This is a genomic window from Yersinia sp. 2542 StPb PI (assembly GCF_048593855.1).
Lineage (GTDB): Bacteria > Pseudomonadota > Gammaproteobacteria > Enterobacterales > Enterobacteriaceae > Yersinia > Yersinia enterocolitica_E.
The window spans coordinates 1-15,407 of record NZ_JAZGQA010000043.1 but is presented as its reverse complement, the minus strand read 5'-3'; the positions used below and the strand labels follow the sequence as shown (position 1 = coordinate 15,407).

Genomic DNA, 15,407 nt, shown 5'->3' with positions numbered 1-15,407 from the left:
TGCAACTACTGTGCCAATGATAACCTATGACGAGAGGCCCATATTTAGGCTCACTACACGAATCACAAGGAATAAATCGAAGGGAAGGACTCACAATCAAGGTGCAAATCAACAATCAAAATGCACCACAAAAGTGCATTAATTGATAAAAAGAAGGCGTTAGCGCGCCGCCGGGAGGTGAAAGTGACATAAGCGGCCGCAACAGCCAGAAGAGGGTTAACCCCTTCGGACACTAAACTAAACAATAGCCTTTTGACCTATCGGGCGAACAAACTACCGTTGCTCTAACTCTCCTAAAGCATCATATAAATCAGCGATTTGATGAATTCGCTGACGCCCCTGTGCGAGCATTTCATGCAACAAAGCATTACTCAGTAAATTTGCCAGACTCATGGCCGAAGAGTAGCTATCAAAAGCCGATACGCTGTCGAGCGGCGTAGTCAACCGCCAACGTGCTAACGGCAATATTGATTGAGCCTGCGGCTCACAAATCAGCAGCGTCGGCACGCCTTGTACCTGCATTTGTAGTAGGATCTCGCGGATAACTTTTGGCCGGCGGCGAAATGCCACCACCATAACTAAATCACGCGGCGTGACATCCACCAACTCCTCTGCCAGCGTCTGCCCCGCTTGCGGCACCAACTGCACGTGCTGGCGCACCTGCAACAACTGTTGACGTAAATGCAGAGCAACCGGGTAACTGTTTCGTAGCCCCAACAATAAGATACGCGGCGCACGTATCATCGCATCGATAACCTCGGCTAACTGACGGCTATCCAACTGACTCACCCAATGCGTTAAATTCGCCATTTCTTGCTTATAGTGGCGCGCCAGCAAGGTGTTCCCTTGTACCGCATCACGGCTATCGGTCAATGGCATACCGCTTTGACGCAAGGTGCGTACTTCTTCACGCATTTCCCGATAACTGGCGTACCCCAGGCGCTTAAACAGCCGGCTAACCGTGGCCTTAGACACCCCACTCAAGCGCGCCAATTCAGCACTGTTATAGCTAATCAGGTCGTCAAAATGATCAAAAATAAAATCAGTAACGCGCTGCTCCTGCGGGGTCAATTGCGCATAATGCGCCCGCAAACGTTCATCAATCTGTTTCATACCCTTCTCCGGCCAATGAAACTATCGTTTCAGCATAAGCATTTTTGCGGAAAATAGCACACAAGCCCACCGCAGTAATAAGCTAATTTTCATGCTGAGTGCTAAATCTGTCATTCGGGAGCCCGTCGGCCACGGTTCGATTAGCCTGCTTGGTTGAAGCAAAGTGATCACCGATCGAATATCAACTAAAACCCGATCTGAACTGAACTGAGATAAAATTTATCCCTTGGTTTATCATTCCTAATTATCTAATACTGTCGCTCTTATCAATTCAGAATAATTCCTTATGACACAAAAAGCTGAAAACTCCGGGTTAAGTCCGGCATTGATCGTGTTGATGTCGGTCGCAACCGGACTGGCTGTTGCCAGCAACTACTATGCCCAGCCACTGCTGGAAACCATCGCACAAACCTTTAATCTCTCGGTCAATCAGGCTGGGTTTATCGTTACTGCGGCCCAGTTGGGCTATGCCGTGGGATTAATGTTCCTGGTGCCGCTAGGGGATATGTTTGAACGCCGTGGGCTGATTGTGGGCATGACCTTGCTGGCCGCTGGCGGCATGCTGATTACCGCGATGTCACAAAACCTCACTATGATGATTGTTGGCACCGCGCTCACTGGTTTGTTCTCAGTGGTGGCACAATTACTGGTGCCGCTGGCGGCCACTCTGGCTGCGCCGGAAAAACGCGGCAAGGTGGTCGGTATTATTATGAGTGGCCTGCTGCTGGGGATTTTGCTGGCACGAACCGTGGCGGGAGCACTGGCCTCCATTGGCGGTTGGCGCACCATTTATTGGGTCGCCAGCGCGCTGATGTTCGTCATGGCATTGGTATTGTGGCGCTACCTGCCGCGCTATAAACAACATACTGGTTTAAATTACGGCCAACTGCTTGGATCGATATTCTCGCTGTTTATTCGCACACCAGTGCTGCGTACCCGTGCCTTGCTCGGCGCGCTCTCGTTTGCCAACTTTAGTGTATTGTGGACGTCGATGGCCTTCTTACTGGCTTCTCCCCCCTTCGGCTATTCAGAAGCTACTATCGGGCTATTTGGCCTGGTCGGTGCTGCTGGCGCGTTGATGGCGACCAAAGCTGGCCAATTGGCGGATAAAGGTAAAGCCCGCATCACCACCAGTGTTGGTTTGGGATTACTGCTGTTGTCATGGATACCTATCGCCCTGGGGCAGCATTCCATCATCGCGCTGATTATCGGCATTGTGGTGTTGGATCTGGCAGTTCAGGGGGTGCATGTCACCAATCAGAGCGTGATATATCGCATGATGCCGGAAGCCAGAAATCGCTTAACCGCCGGTTATATGACCACTTACTTTATCGGTGGGGCGTTAGGTTCGCTGATTTCAGCAGCAGCATACCAACATGCGGGCTGGTATGGTGTGGCAATGGCCGGTTTGGTGCTATGCATACTAAATATTACGACGTGGCTGGCCGGTAAACGCTTTGATCCTCCCGCTAATCAACCCGTTGAGTGATCTCAGTTAGTTAGCTAACTAATAATCAATACAGATATAAATTTGGGTTATAGGGTGTTAAGAAAATTACCACTCTGGTAATGTTACCTAACTTGTTATTTTGCCCTGTAACCCAAAGATCTTATGCCAAGCCAAATCACCGACTCTCCGCCAGCTACCCGGTCAACCGCCACCTTTACGGAGGGCATTACCGATAGCCTGCCTATCGTTATCGGCTATTTACCCGTCGCCTTCGCCTTTGGTCTGAGTTCGGTAAAACTGGGTTTTACCCCGCTGGAAGGTATTTTCTTCTCTTGCATCATTTATGCCGGTGCCAGCCAATTCGTTATTACCGCCCTGCTCAGCGCCGGGATGTCATTATGGGTTTCCGCCTTAACCGTGATGGCAATGGATATCCGTCATATCTTGTATGGACCGGCACTCAAACACCGTATTCTGACCAAATTATCCGCTAAAAAAACCGCGCTGTGGGCATTTGGTTTGACCGATGAAGTGTTTGCTGCTGCCACCACCAAGTTAATGAAAGATCAGCGGCGCTGGAGCGAAAACTGGATGCTCGGTATCGCGTTTACCTCTTGGCTATCTTGGGTGGCAGGTACCGCAATCGGTGCCATGTTTGGCAATGGCCCGTTGGAGAATTATCCCGCTATTGAGGCCTCCCTCTCCTTTATGTTACCGGCGTTGTTCTTGAGCTTTCTGCTGGCCTCATTTAAACGCCAATATAGCCTAACCGTTATCGCCTCGCTGAGTGGCGCATTGCTCGGCGCCGTGTTGTTCTCTATTCCGGTGGCGATTTTGGCCGGAATTGGCGCAGGGTGCCTGGCCGCCCTGCTGCAACCCACACCAGAAGTGGTGACCGAACACAGTGAAAATAACGAGCAGGAGCCGACACCATGAATTCAGATGTCCTGATTATTGGGTTAGTGGTGGGGACGGTAAATTACCTGTTTCGTTATTTGCCACTGCGCCTGGGACCAGCACGTAAACCAGCGGGTCTGCAACGAGGCCGCGTTTCACTGCTGTTGGACAGCATTGGGATTGCTTCTATCTGTGCGTTATTGGTGGTTTCCAGTACACCAGAAATTATGCATAACCCGCAGAAACTCATGCCGACACTGATTGGCTTTCTGGTTATCTGCGGCTGCTTTTATAAAACCAACAGTATTATCTTCGCCACGTTATTTGGCGCGATCAGCTATGGACTGACATTCAAATTGCTCATGATTTTGGGGTAAGAGATTGCCTGAATTGTGAGCTAAAACACAATACCCTTACAATTACTGATACTAATTACTTACAAACAGTGACTGAATAACACGAATTGCTAAATTTTTCTCGAATTATACCGTTTACATTATTAGTCACTATCGTTACTGTACCATTTGAAATTAATGAGGCTCATTATAATGGAAAGTTCGTTTAGTCCTATAGAACAGATGCTTAATTTTCGTGCCAAACGCCAGAAAGATTTCCCTTATCAGGAGATTCTACTGACACGCTTGTGTATGCATATGCACAGTAAGTTGCTAGAAAATCGCAACAAAATGCTGAAAGCACAAGGAATTAACGAAACCTTATTTATGGCATTAATTACACTGGATGCGCAGGAAAGTCGCAGTATCCAACCGTCTGAACTGAGTGCGGCACTGGGTTCTTCGCGCACCAATGCGACCCGCATTGCTGACGAACTGGAAAAGAAAGGTTGGATTGAGCGCCGCGAAAGCCACAATGACCGCCGTTGTTTGCATTTGCATCTGACCGAGGCGGGCGTTGAGTTTTTGAATCAGCTGCTGCCCCCACAACATAAATGTCTGCATTTTCTTTGGTCAACCCTGGACGCTGACGAACAGCAACAGCTTGAAACGCTGACGCGCAAGTTACTGTCTCGTTTAGATCAAATGGAAGTACCGGAGCAGTAATTCCAATATATCTATCCAGGCGCATTACTTGATCCAGGTAAATAACTATGCGATCCCCACATAGCTGGAGACTCACGCCTTTGTTCGCCATTTTTTAAGGGCTGAACTGACGACTGATTTACTCGGCTAACACCCGGATATTGCAGCCCAATGCCCGTTATAACACTGGGATTATCGGCAGTGATGAGCTGTTGGTAACCGAATCACAATATCTACAACAGCAACAATCGGAACTTAGCGCCAGCAACCATTTATTGCAGGCCAGGATTAGTTTGATCCGTTCATTGGGTGGTGGTTATCAGGCCCCGGTCAATGAGGGTTCACAAAATAAAACAATATAAAATGTGGGGAAGACCATGAGTACAAGCGCGGAAGCTCAAATCCCGCAACAACCGCAGAACAAGAAGAAGCAACGTAAACGCATACTTCTTCTCCTGACGGTTATTTTTATCATCCTTGGCGTGGCCTATTTTATTTATTGGTTCTTGGTGTTACGTCATCATCAAGAGACTGATAATGCTTATATTTCAGGCAACCAGATACAGATCATGTCGCAGGTTCCCGGCAGCGTGGTCAGTGTCAATTTCGAAAATACCGATTTTGTTAAAAGTGGCGATGTGCTGCTGGCTCTTGACCCAACTGATGCCGAACAGGCGTTTGAGCAGGCAAAAACCGCACTGGCTAACAGTGTGCGTCAAACCCACCAGCTCATGATTAACAGTAAGCAGTATCAGGCGAATATTGCCCTGAAAAAAACTGAACTGAGTAAATCACAAAATGACCTACAACGCCGTGTGGTGCTCGGTTCGGCTAATGTTATTGGCCGTGAAGAGCTGCAACACGCCCGTGATGCCGTCGATGCCGCACAGGCTTCGCTGGATGTTGCGATTGCACAATACAATGCCAATCAGGCATTGGTTTTAAATACCCCATTGGAAAAACAACCGGCTGTCGAGCAGGCTGCGGCCAAGTTACGTGATGCCTGGCTCTCCTTGCAACGGACCAAAGTTGTCAGCCCGGTAGACGGTTTTGTTTCACGCCGCAGTGTGCAAGTGGGTGCTGAAATTGCCAATGGCGCGCCATTAATGGCAGTTATCCCGGCAAACCAGATGTGGGTTGACGCTAACTTTAAAGAGACACAGTTAGCAAATATGCGCATTGGCCAAAGCGCCACAGTCATAACTGATTTCTATGGTGATGACGTGGTTTATCAGGGGAAAGTGGTTGGTCTGGACATGGGGACCGGCAGCGCCTTCTCACTGTTACCGGCGCAAAATGCCACCGGTAACTGGATTAAAGTGGTTCAGCGCCTGCCAGTCCGTATCGAACTGGATAACAAACAACTGGCTGAACATCCGCTGCGTATTGGCCTGTCTACCACGGTTAGAGTGGATACCGCCAACACCGATGGCCAAGTGCTGGCACAAAATGTGCGTAAAGAACCTGCATTTGTAACTAACGCGCTGTCACTGGATTTAGCACCGGTTAATCAAATGATTAGCGACATTGTTCATGCGAATGCGGGTTAATGTTGATGCAAATGCAAGTTAAGCGCGCCGGAGGCCTCTGTGGCACAAAAACCGCTTGAGGGTGCCCAACTCGCCTGGATGACGGTCGCGCTATCATTAGCAACCTTCATGCAGGTGTTGGACTCCACCATTGCAAACGTGGCTATTCCTACTATTGCCGGTGATTTAGGCTCATCCAACTCGCAAGGCACTTGGGTTATTACTTCGTTCGGGGTGGCAAATGCTATTTCGATCCCCATCACCGGCTGGCTGGCCAAGCGCATTGGTGAAGTGCGCCTGTTCCTGTGGGCAACCGGGCTATTTGCTCTGGCTTCATGGTTGTGTGGTATTTCCAACAGCCTGGGGATGCTTATCTTCTTCCGGGTGATTCAGGGGTTGGTCGCAGGGCCATTGATTCCGCTATCGCAAAGCCTGTTACTGAATAACTATCCGCCAGCGAAGCGAAGTATGGCCCTGGCATTGTGGTCGATGACAATTGTCGTGGCCCCGATATTTGGGCCGATCCTCGGCGGTTATATCAGCGATAACTATCACTGGGGCTGGATCTTCTTTATCAACATCCCTATCGGGCTGGTGGTTATTCTGGTCGCAGGCAGTACCTTAAAAGGACGTGAGACCAAAACTGAAATCAAACCCATTGATACGGTGGGGCTGGTGCTATTGGTGGTTGGGATCGGCGCGTTACAAATCATGCTTGACCAAGGTAAGGAGCTGGATTGGTTTAACTCGACCGAGATTATCGTCCTGACGGTCATTGCCGTGATTGCCATTACCTTCTTGATAGTCTGGGAACTAACCGACGACCACCCGGTGATTGATCTCTCGTTATTCAAATCGAGAAACTTTACCATTGGTTGCTTGTGTATCAGCCTGGCCTATATGTTGTACTTTGGCGCGATTGTCTTGCTGCCACAACTACTACAGGAGGTATATGGCTACACCGCCACCTGGGCTGGCTTGGCATCTGCGCCGGTAGGCATATTGCCGGTGCTGTTATCACCGATCATTGGTCGCTTCTCTCATCGAATTGATATGCGACAGTTAGTCACCTTCAGCTTCATTATGTATGCGGTATGTTTCTACTGGCGGGCTTACACATTCGAACCGGGAATGGATTTTGGTGCATCGGCGTGGCCGCAATTTGTGCAAGGCTTTGCTATTGCCTGCTTCTTTATGCCACTGACCGCCATTACGTTATCTGGCTTGCCGCCAGAGCGCATGGCCGCAGCATCCAGTTTGTCTAACTTCCTGCGAACCTTGGCGGGATCGATTGGTACCTCCATCACCACGACGCTCTGGACGCAAAGAGAATCGATGCACCATTCGCAACTGACCGAGTTTGTTAACCCGTTCAACCCGAATGCGACATTGATGTATCAGGAGTTGGAAAAACTGGGGATGAATCAGCAACAAGCCTCGGCTTATCTGGCACGGGAAATTACCAATCAGGGGCTGATTATCTCTGCCAATGAGATCTTCTGGCTCTCGGCGGGGGTATTCCTGCTGCTGCTGGCGCTGGTGTGGTTTGCCAAGCCACCCTTTACCTCCGGCGGCGGCGGCGGTGCGCACTAGCGGCTAACGCTGAGCAACAAAAAGGGCACTGACTTATCATCAGCGCCCTTTTTTATTTTTCTAGCTTAGTGATATACCCAAAGTCATTGGAGTTGCGGGTAGGCAGCAAGCAATGCCGCTAACAACCCTGCTGCTGCAAGGACCAGGGTATTATTGGGCGCTATTCTGACGCCACCACTCCGACAGCAAAATACCGGTTGCCACTGACACATTCAGGCTTTCTACCCGGCCAGTTCCGCCGATAGACACACTCATATCGCCCTGCTGCCAGGCACTGTCGGTCAGGCCATCACTCTCTTGACCTAATACCAGCACCATTTTGGCAGGCAGTTCAGCTTTTGACAGACTGACACCTTTATGACTCGATGTGGTCACGATGGTGTAACCGGCTTTACGGAAGGTATCCAACACCGAGAGGAAATCGTCTGCATTGATAGCCTTGATATGCTCCGCACCACCTTCGGCGGTACGCACTGCAGCACCCGATTCCAGCATCGCCGGATCTTGCAACAACACGCCGTTAATACCGAAATGCGCGCAGGTCCGCATAATGCCGCCGAGGTTATGTGGGTTACCCACATCTTCCAGCGCCAGTACACAGTCTTTAGCTTGAGTCTGCTGTTGCAGATAGGTTTCTGCATCCAGACCCTGACGTTTCTTGATAAGGAAGCACACGCCACCATGGTGTTCAGTGCCAGAAGCCTTCGCCAGCTCCTCTTCTTCAACCACATGATAAGCCTTGCGGTTAGCCGCCATCCATTTCAGCGCTTCGCGAAAACGAGGGGTAACTGACTGCACAAACCAGGCGCGGACGATAGCGTCCGGGCGGCTTTCAAACAATGCCTTACAAGCATTCTCACCATAAACACGTGTTTCTTCAGCCCGCTGGCGGCGCAATTGCGCCGGATCTACATGACTTTTACCGCTGATGCCACCATGATCAAACTCTGGCTCGTCTGATGGCGCACGGGATACCGTTTTCCACGGTGAATCGTAAGGGCCATTGCCTTCAGAACGTGCCGGGCGGCTAGGACTCACGCGTTCATTACGGCCGGAATCATTACGACGTGAATCATTATTACGCGATGAACTGCCCCGACTTGCATTGTCACCTGGACGACCTTTGCTTGCCGGACGCTGGTTTTTACTACGGTTATTGTTGTTACGGTCGTCACTGCTGCTTTCGTCACTGCGGACGTACATCACTTTAACTTTGCCGTTTTTGCCACTAAATGAATCGTTCATTGTCTTCTCCACCAACGCGCAGGGCGCGAAGATTACCTGATGTCCGCCCGGTTAGCCATAAGCAAGCGCTAAAAGCTAGCAACTATCGTATTCATCGAATAAACCTTTTTGGCACTTATCCCATTTATCTCCATAATAGATAACAACAAGGAAACAAGTCAGCGATGTTTTCTCTTCTATCTATTGAGACACTAAATAAAGGCTAATTTATGAATACGGTATGTACAGCTTGTATGGCGACTAACCGCCTACCGGAAGAACGTATTGATGACGGCGCTAAATGTGGGCGCTGCGGCCACTCTTTATTTGATGGCGAGGTGATTAACGCCACCACTGAAACGCTGGATAAATTGCTGCAAGATGACCTGCCGGTGGTCATCGACTTCTGGGCTCCGTGGTGCGGGCCTTGCCGCAGCTTCGCGCCTATCTTTGAAGATGTTGCCGCAGAACGCGCCGGAAAAGTCCGTTTCGTCAAAGTTAACACCGAAGCCGAGCCCGAGCTTAGTACCCGTTTCCGTATCCGCAGCATTCCTACTATTATGCTGTACCGCAACGGTAAAATGGTCGACATGCTCAGTGGCGCATTGCCAAAAGCGCCTTTTGATCATTGGCTAGATGAGCAATTATCAGTAGAGCCAGCCGCCCGATAAGCTAGTTTAACTCATTTATCGCGTCTCGGCGCAGCGTAGTCGCCCGGTGAGATTGATGCCCTGACAGTTTTTTGTCGGGGCATTGTTTTTTTGTTTTATGGTATGACTAAGCGTAAGGGTTGATTAGAATAGCGCTATTTCATCAGGAGTCCGTCGTGACTGAAATATTGATCACTGACCATGCTTTATTAGATACGGTCCTCACGACGGAAAATGCCGTACTGCGTTTACGCCGGCAGCGTTTAGCCGCATCCACGCGCGCCTATCGTGCCCGTGGCTGTCGCGCAATACGTTGTCAGGGCTGCTTGTTGGCAGAGCGTTTTTGTTTGTGCGATACCATAAAACCACAGCCAGCCGCCAGCCGCTTTTGCCTGATTATGTTTGATACCGAACCCCTAAAACCCAGCAATACCGGCCGCTTGATCGCAGATATTCTGCCCGACACCCAAGCCTTTCTCTGGGCGCGCACTGAGGTTGACCCTGCATTGCTGGCGGCCATTGGCGACCCTGCGCGCCAGCCATATGTCGTATTCCCAGAAAAATACGCTGAACCGCCACGGCAGATACTCAATCACTTGCCCATTAGCGATAAGCCTCCGCTATTTATACTGCTGGACGGCACCTGGAACGAAGCCAAAAAGATGTTCCGCAAAAGTCCCTATCTGGCTGACCTGCCGATGCTGTCACTCAATGTCACTAATAGCTCGGATTATCTGTTACGCGAAGCCCCACGCCCAGAGCAACACTGCACGGTCGAAGTCGCCGCTACCCTGCTACAACAAGCGGGTGATATTCAGGCCGCAGACCAATTAACGGCCCATTTCCTCTATTTCCGCCAGCAATATTTAGCGGGAAAACCTCACCATCCAGTGGGGCGAGTCACAGCAACTGTCGAAGAAAGCACATAAAATCAGATAAGCTGTCTTTAACTTATACCCAATAGATTTCAGGGCGCAGGAAGGCGGCGAATCGTTCTGGAACCAGTTTGAACAGTATTGATGCGAGCCCGCAGGCTGAGTGAGCGCAGCCAACACACCTGCAACTTGAAAGATAACGGGGATAAACGATGAGCCAACGTGGATTAGAAGCACTACTACGCCCGAAGTCTATTGCGGTTATCGGCGCTTCTGAAAAACCGGATCGCGCCGGTTTCCTGATGATGCGTAATTTGCTGGATGGCGGCTTCAATGGCCCTATTCTACCGGTGACCCCAACCCATAAAGCAGTATGTGGTGTGTTGGCTTACGCAGATATCGCTAGCCTGCCGATTACGCCCGATCTGGCGATTTTGTGTACTCATGACAGCCGCAATTTGGCCCTGTTGGAAGATCTCGGCATCCGTGGCTGTAAAGCAGTCATCATTCTGTCTGCCGCAACTGAACAGTTCCCAGAGCTGAAAGCCTGCGCGCAACGCCATCATATGCGCTTACTTGGCCCCAACAGCCTGGGCTTGCTGGCGCCATGGCAAGGGCTAAATGCCAGTTTCTCACCCGTTCCCATCAAGAAAGGGCGGCTGGCATTTATCTCTCAATCAGCCGCGGTAGCAAACACCATTCTCGACTGGGCGCAGCAGCGGGAAGTTGGCTTCTCGTATTTTATTGCGCTGGGTGATAGCCTGGATATTGATGTCGATGACTTACTCGATTTCCTGGCCAGAGATGGCAAAACCAGTGCCATTATGCTGTATATCGAACATATCAGTGATGCGCGCCGGTTTTTATCCGCCTCGCGCAGCGCTTCGCGCAATAAACCGATTCTGGTGGTCAAAAGTGGCCGCACACAGCGTGCTCAGCAGTTGCTAAATGGTCAGCAAGGGCTGGACGCGGCTTATGATGCGGCGATTCAGCGGGCCGGCCTGCTGCGGGTGCAGGATACTCACGAGCTATTCTCCGCTGTCGAAACACTCAGCCACATGCATCCGCTACGGGGTGAACGGTTATTGATTGTCAGCAATGGTTCCGCCCCGGCGGCCATGGCGCTGGATGAGCTAATCAGCCGTAATGGTAAGTTGGCAACACTGTCTGATACCACCCAATCGGCGCTGAGTGCCGTGCTACCCTCTTTTGTTTCCTTACGTAATCCCATAGACTTGCGCGATGATGCCAGCGCTGAGCGCTATCTGGCGGCGCTTAAACCGCTACTGGACAGTACCGACTACGATGCGCTATTGCTGATTCATTCCCCGAGCGCTGCTGCGCCAGGGAGCAAAACAGCAGAATTACTGATTTCCGCTATCCGTCAGCACCCACGCGGCAAACGCCTTACCCTGCTCACTAACTGGTGTGGTGAATATTCATCACAAGATGCGCGCCGACTGTTCACCGAAGCCGGGATCCCCACCTATCGCACACCGGAAGGGGCGATTACTGCCTTTATGCATATGGTGGAATATCGCCGTAACCAGAAGCAATTGAAAGAGACACCTGCGCTGCCTGTCGGCCTCACCGCCAACACCGCCCACGTGCATCAGTTGATTCGCCAGGCGCTGGCAGAAGGTGCCACCCAGCTTGATACCCATGAAGTACAACCGATACTTGAAGCTTATGGCCTCAGCACACTGCCAACCTGGATTGCCAGTGATAGCGTAGAAGCGGTGCATATCGCCGAACGATTGGGCTATCCGGTTGCCATCAAACTGCGCTCGCCGGATATCCCGCACAAGTCAGAAGTCCAGGGCGTAATGCTGTATCTTCGTACCGCAATTGAAGTACAGCGGGCTGCTGACGATATTCTTGACCGGGTAAGGCGCACTTATCCGCAAGCCCGTATCCACGGGTTGCTGGTGCAAAGTATGGCGAACCGCGCAGGCGCTCAGGAATTGCGAATTGCAGTAGAGCAAGATGCGATTTTCGGCCCGTTGATCATGTTAGGTGAAGGTGGCATCGAATGGCATCATGAAACTCAGGCCGCCGTCGCGCTGCCGCCACTCAATATGGCACTGGCCCGCTACCTGATTATACAAGCGGTCAAAGGCGGCAAAATTCGCAGCCGTGGATCATTACAACCCTTGGATATCCCTGGCTTGAGCCGTTTACTGGTACAAGTCTCTAATCTAATTCTCGATTGCCCCGAAATCAGCCGGTTAGATATTCACCCGGTACTTGCGTCAGGCAGCGAATTCACACTGTTAGATGTTTCGATGCAACTGGCACCTGTCAGCGGCGATCCGCAGGCACGGTTGGCGATCCGCCCCTATCCACACGAGTTGGAACAAAAGGTCGAACTTAAAGATGGCTCTCACTGTCTGTTCCGCCCAATTTTGCCAGAAGATGAACCACTACTAAAATTGTTTATTGATCAAGTCACTAAAGAAGATCTCTACTATCGCTACTTCAGTGAAATAAATGAATTCAGCCATGATGATTTGGCGAATATGACGCAGATTGACTATGATCGAGAAATGGCATTTGTCGCTGTGCGTCAAAAAAATGATGGCCCTGAAATTATTGGCGTCACGCGCGCGTTGTCTGACCCTGACAATATTGACGCCGAGTTTGCCGTGTTGGTGCGCTCAGACCTTAAAGGGCTGGGTCTGGGGCGGGAACTATTAGAAAAGATGATTCAGTATACTCGCAGCCATGGGTTAACACGGTTAACCGCAGTCACCATGCCCAACAACCGTGGCATGATCGGTTTAGCTAAAAAACTCGGTTTTAGTATTGATGTACAGATGGAAGATGGGATCGTTAATCTGGAGCTGACACTTTGATTTCAGTTACATGAATCACCGTGATATATACCACAACCCCAAACGATTCGGTCTTTGGCAGGCAAAACTTGCGCACAATCCGCGAAAGTAGTGGTATTATCGCCCAACTCAATGGATTAGTGTTTTTTAGGATATGGCGGTTCTGCCATCAAATAACAAGAGAAGAAGCGCACTGTGATGTTGTCAAAATTCAAACGTAGTAAACATCAACAACACCTTGCACAACTGCCCAAACTCCCTCAGTCAGTTGATGATGTCCAAACACTTTATTGCCCCAAGGTTTTCCGCTCCACTCTGCTGGATTTAATAGGCCTGGCGACCAAACGTATTTATCTGGTAGCGCTCTACCTGGAGCAGGATGATGCAGGCCGGGACGTAATGAATGCCCTCTATCAGGCTAAGCTTCAGCGCCCAGAACTGGAGATTTGCGTGCTGGTAGACTGGCACCGCGCACAACGTGGGCGTATTGGAGCCGCAGCGGTCAATACCAATGCTGATTGGTACTGTGAAATGGCAGCCAATCATCCGAATGTTTGCGTTCCGATTTACGGTGTTCCAGTCAATACTCGCGAAGCACTCGGCGTGTTGCATCTGAAAGGTTTTATCATTGATGATACTGTGATTTACAGTGGTGCCAGTATCAATGATGTCTACCTCTATCAAAACGATAAGTATCGTTATGACCGATACCAATTAATCACGAACCCATCATTGGCCGAAATTATGGTCGATTACGTGAAACAACGGATGCTAAGTGCAGGAGCGGTGCAACGCTTGGATCGTGCTGATCGACCGACCAATCCTGAGATTAAAAATGAGACCCGACAGTTTCGCTCGTCACTGCGCGACATCGGCTATCAATTTCCGGCACAAGCGAGTAATGATGAACTAGCCGTCACCCCATTGGTTGGCTTAGGCAAAAAGAGTCAACTGAATAAAACGATTCATCATTTAATGGCCTCCGCTGACGAACGACTCACTATTTGTACACCTTACTTTAATCTGCCAGCACTGTTAGTCCGCAATATCATTTATCTACTGCGTGAAGGCAAACAGGTCGAGATTATTGTTGGTGACAAAACAGCAAATGACTTTTATATTCCAGAAGATCAACCGTTTAAGATTATTGGCGCGTTACCTTACTTATACGAAATCAACCTGCGCCGCTTCCTGAGTCGCTTACAGCGTTTTGTCGATAGCGGGCAATTAATCGTGCGCCTGTGGAAAGATGGCGATAATACTTATCATCTGAAAGGAATGTGGGTTGATAATAATTGGCAGTTGATTACCGGTAATAACCTGAATCCACGCGCATGGCGTTTGGATCTGGAAAATGCCATTTTGATCCACGATCCTAAGCATGAGATGCACGAGCAGCGCGCTAAAGAGCTGGAGTGTATCCGTACTCATACTAAAGTTGTTTCACATTACCTTGAGCTTGAGAATATTCAGCAATATCCAGTCAAGGTTCGCAAATTGATCCGTCGTTTGCGCAGGATCCGTATCGATCGGCTGATTAGCCGCATTCTATAAATATAAAAACCCGGTTACATGCCGGGTTTTTTGTATCTAGCCAGAGGAGAGACGGCATGTGGTGCCCACCTTATCTTCGCCCATTACTTATCGCTCCACTGTTTTTTCTCAGTTCTGCATGCACGCACATGGCTAATGATAATTGGACCGGGAAAGATAAGGCACAACATTTCTTTGCCTCCGCCGTTTTAGCCGCCGCTGGCACTGCCTATGGTGAGCATCAAAACTGGTCCGATGCCAAGAGCCGTAATTTTGGCCTGCTGTTTTCTATCGGGATCGGGGCGGGTAAGGAGTTATATGATAGTCGTCAAGGTGGGACTGGCTGGAGCTGGAAGGATTTTGCCTGGGACGTCGCTGGTGCAATGACAGGTTACAGCCTTTATCAAGCGGCAAACTGACCCCACTACAGCAATAAACACGCTATTCCTACGATAAAACCTTACTTACCCGGTTCAAATCCTCACAGCTAAATCCATAAACAAAAAAAGCCACCTATCAAGTTAGCCTTCTGTTTTATTCATCGCTGTGACGGCCGGATTTGACTCACCTGCCCCTGCAATATTTGACTCACCTGACTATGAACCCTGCGGCGCAACCACTCTAAGGTCACTATTTATACATATTTCACTATTCTGCCCATAGCAAAAA

13 protein-coding genes and 1 pseudogene are annotated in these 15,407 nt (G+C 50.0%); 12 read left to right on the top strand and 2 right to left on the bottom strand.

Annotated elements, in window-relative coordinates; all coding sequences use genetic code 11:
* Positions 1-273: 273 nt before the first annotated feature.
* Positions 274-1,113 carry a MurR/RpiR family transcriptional regulator gene (locus tag V1952_RS07860; protein ID WP_372558132.1) on the bottom strand — a complete coding sequence of 280 codons (840 nt, stop codon included), beginning with the start codon at positions 1,111-1,113 and terminating at the stop codon, positions 274-276.
* Positions 1,114-1,399: 286 nt separating this feature from the next.
* On the opposite strand from V1952_RS07860, the gene V1952_RS07855 reads away from it, so the two are divergent.
* From V1952_RS07855 to emrB, 7 genes and pseudogenes are all read left to right on the top strand, one after another.
* Positions 1,400-2,602, top strand: coding sequence for an MFS transporter (locus V1952_RS07855; protein WP_372558131.1), 1,203 nt, complete (start codon positions 1,400-1,402; stop codon positions 2,600-2,602).
* 123 nt (positions 2,603-2,725) lie between these two features.
* A complete protein-coding gene (locus tag V1952_RS07850; protein ID WP_372558130.1) occupies positions 2,726-3,499 on the top strand; it encodes an AzlC family ABC transporter permease in 774 nt (257 codons plus the stop codon).
* Positions 3,496-3,837, top strand: a complete 342-nt coding sequence (gene ygaH, locus V1952_RS07845; protein ID WP_372558129.1) for an L-valine transporter subunit YgaH — start codon at positions 3,496-3,498, stop codon at positions 3,835-3,837. The genes V1952_RS07850 and ygaH overlap by 4 nt, the downstream gene beginning before the upstream one ends.
* Before the next feature lie 171 nt (positions 3,838-4,008).
* Positions 4,009-4,521 carry a transcriptional repressor MprA gene (gene mprA / locus V1952_RS07840; protein ID WP_083160191.1) on the top strand — a complete coding sequence of 171 codons (513 nt, stop codon included), beginning with the start codon at positions 4,009-4,011 and terminating at the stop codon, positions 4,519-4,521.
* A gap of 149 nt (positions 4,522-4,670) precedes the next feature.
* Positions 4,671-4,862 (top strand): annotated as a pseudogene (locus V1952_RS07835) (transporter); the annotation flags it as partial.
* A 15-nt stretch (positions 4,863-4,877) separates the two neighbouring features.
* Entirely contained in the window at positions 4,878-6,050 is a 1,173-nt protein-coding gene (emrA, locus tag V1952_RS07830) for a multidrug efflux MFS transporter periplasmic adaptor subunit EmrA (RefSeq protein WP_083160193.1), read from the top strand.
* Between the two features lie 39 nt (positions 6,051-6,089).
* A complete protein-coding gene (gene emrB, locus V1952_RS07825; protein WP_083160195.1) occupies positions 6,090-7,622 on the top strand; it encodes a multidrug efflux MFS transporter permease subunit EmrB in 1,533 nt (510 codons plus the stop codon).
* A 150-nt stretch (positions 7,623-7,772) separates the two neighbouring features.
* Here the strand turns inward: emrB and V1952_RS07820 are convergent, their stop codons facing one another.
* Positions 7,773-8,867, bottom strand: coding sequence for a tRNA/rRNA methyltransferase (locus V1952_RS07820; RefSeq protein WP_420074577.1), 1,095 nt, complete (start codon positions 8,865-8,867; stop codon positions 7,773-7,775).
* A gap of 209 nt (positions 8,868-9,076) precedes the next feature.
* On the opposite strand from V1952_RS07820, the gene trxC reads away from it, so the two are divergent.
* From trxC to V1952_RS07795, 5 genes are all read left to right on the top strand, one after another.
* Positions 9,077-9,517, top strand: a complete 441-nt coding sequence (trxC, locus tag V1952_RS07815; protein WP_372568735.1) for a thioredoxin TrxC — start codon at positions 9,077-9,079, stop codon at positions 9,515-9,517.
* Between the two features lie 155 nt (positions 9,518-9,672).
* The gene (locus V1952_RS07810) at positions 9,673-10,425 is read left to right on the top strand and encodes a tRNA-uridine aminocarboxypropyltransferase (protein ID WP_372558126.1); all 753 of its coding nucleotides are present in this window, start codon (positions 9,673-9,675) and stop codon (positions 10,423-10,425) included.
* Positions 10,426-10,583: 158 nt separating this feature from the next.
* Entirely contained in the window at positions 10,584-13,226 is a 2,643-nt protein-coding gene (locus V1952_RS07805) for a bifunctional acetate--CoA ligase family protein/GNAT family N-acetyltransferase (RefSeq protein WP_420071326.1), read from the top strand.
* A 180-nt stretch (positions 13,227-13,406) separates the two neighbouring features.
* On the top strand, positions 13,407-14,759 hold the full coding sequence (gene pssA / locus V1952_RS07800) for a CDP-diacylglycerol--serine O-phosphatidyltransferase (RefSeq protein WP_372559835.1): 1,353 nt from the start codon (positions 13,407-13,409) through the stop codon (positions 14,757-14,759).
* Between the two features lie 56 nt (positions 14,760-14,815).
* Entirely contained in the window at positions 14,816-15,157 is a 342-nt protein-coding gene (locus V1952_RS07795) for a YfiM family lipoprotein (RefSeq protein ID WP_083160207.1), read from the top strand.
* The last annotated feature ends 250 nt before the right edge of the window (positions 15,158-15,407 follow it).

Bases quoted from the DNA above. Each gene is read 5' to 3' on its own strand.
- V1952_RS07860 (WP_372558132.1), bottom strand. From the start codon at position 1,113: ATGAAACAGATTGATGAACGTTTGCGGGCGCATTATGCGCAATTGACC.
- V1952_RS07855 (WP_372558131.1), top strand. From the start codon at position 1,400: ATGACACAAAAAGCTGAAAACTCCGGGTTAAGTCCGGCATTGATCGTG.
- V1952_RS07850 (WP_372558130.1), top strand. From the start codon at position 2,726: ATGCCAAGCCAAATCACCGACTCTCCGCCAGCTACCCGGTCAACCGCC.
- ygaH (WP_372558129.1), top strand. From the start codon at position 3,496: ATGAATTCAGATGTCCTGATTATTGGGTTAGTGGTGGGGACGGTAAAT.
- mprA (WP_083160191.1), top strand. From the start codon at position 4,009: ATGGAAAGTTCGTTTAGTCCTATAGAACAGATGCTTAATTTTCGTGCC.
- emrA (WP_083160193.1), top strand. From the start codon at position 4,878: ATGAGTACAAGCGCGGAAGCTCAAATCCCGCAACAACCGCAGAACAAG.
- V1952_RS07820 (WP_420074577.1), bottom strand. From the start codon at position 8,867: ATGAACGATTCATTTAGTGGCAAAAACGGCAAAGTTAAAGTGATGTAC.
- trxC (WP_372568735.1), top strand. From the start codon at position 9,077: ATGAATACGGTATGTACAGCTTGTATGGCGACTAACCGCCTACCGGAA.
- V1952_RS07805 (WP_420071326.1), top strand. From the start codon at position 10,584: ATGAGCCAACGTGGATTAGAAGCACTACTACGCCCGAAGTCTATTGCG.
- V1952_RS07795 (WP_083160207.1), top strand. From the start codon at position 14,816: ATGTGGTGCCCACCTTATCTTCGCCCATTACTTATCGCTCCACTGTTT.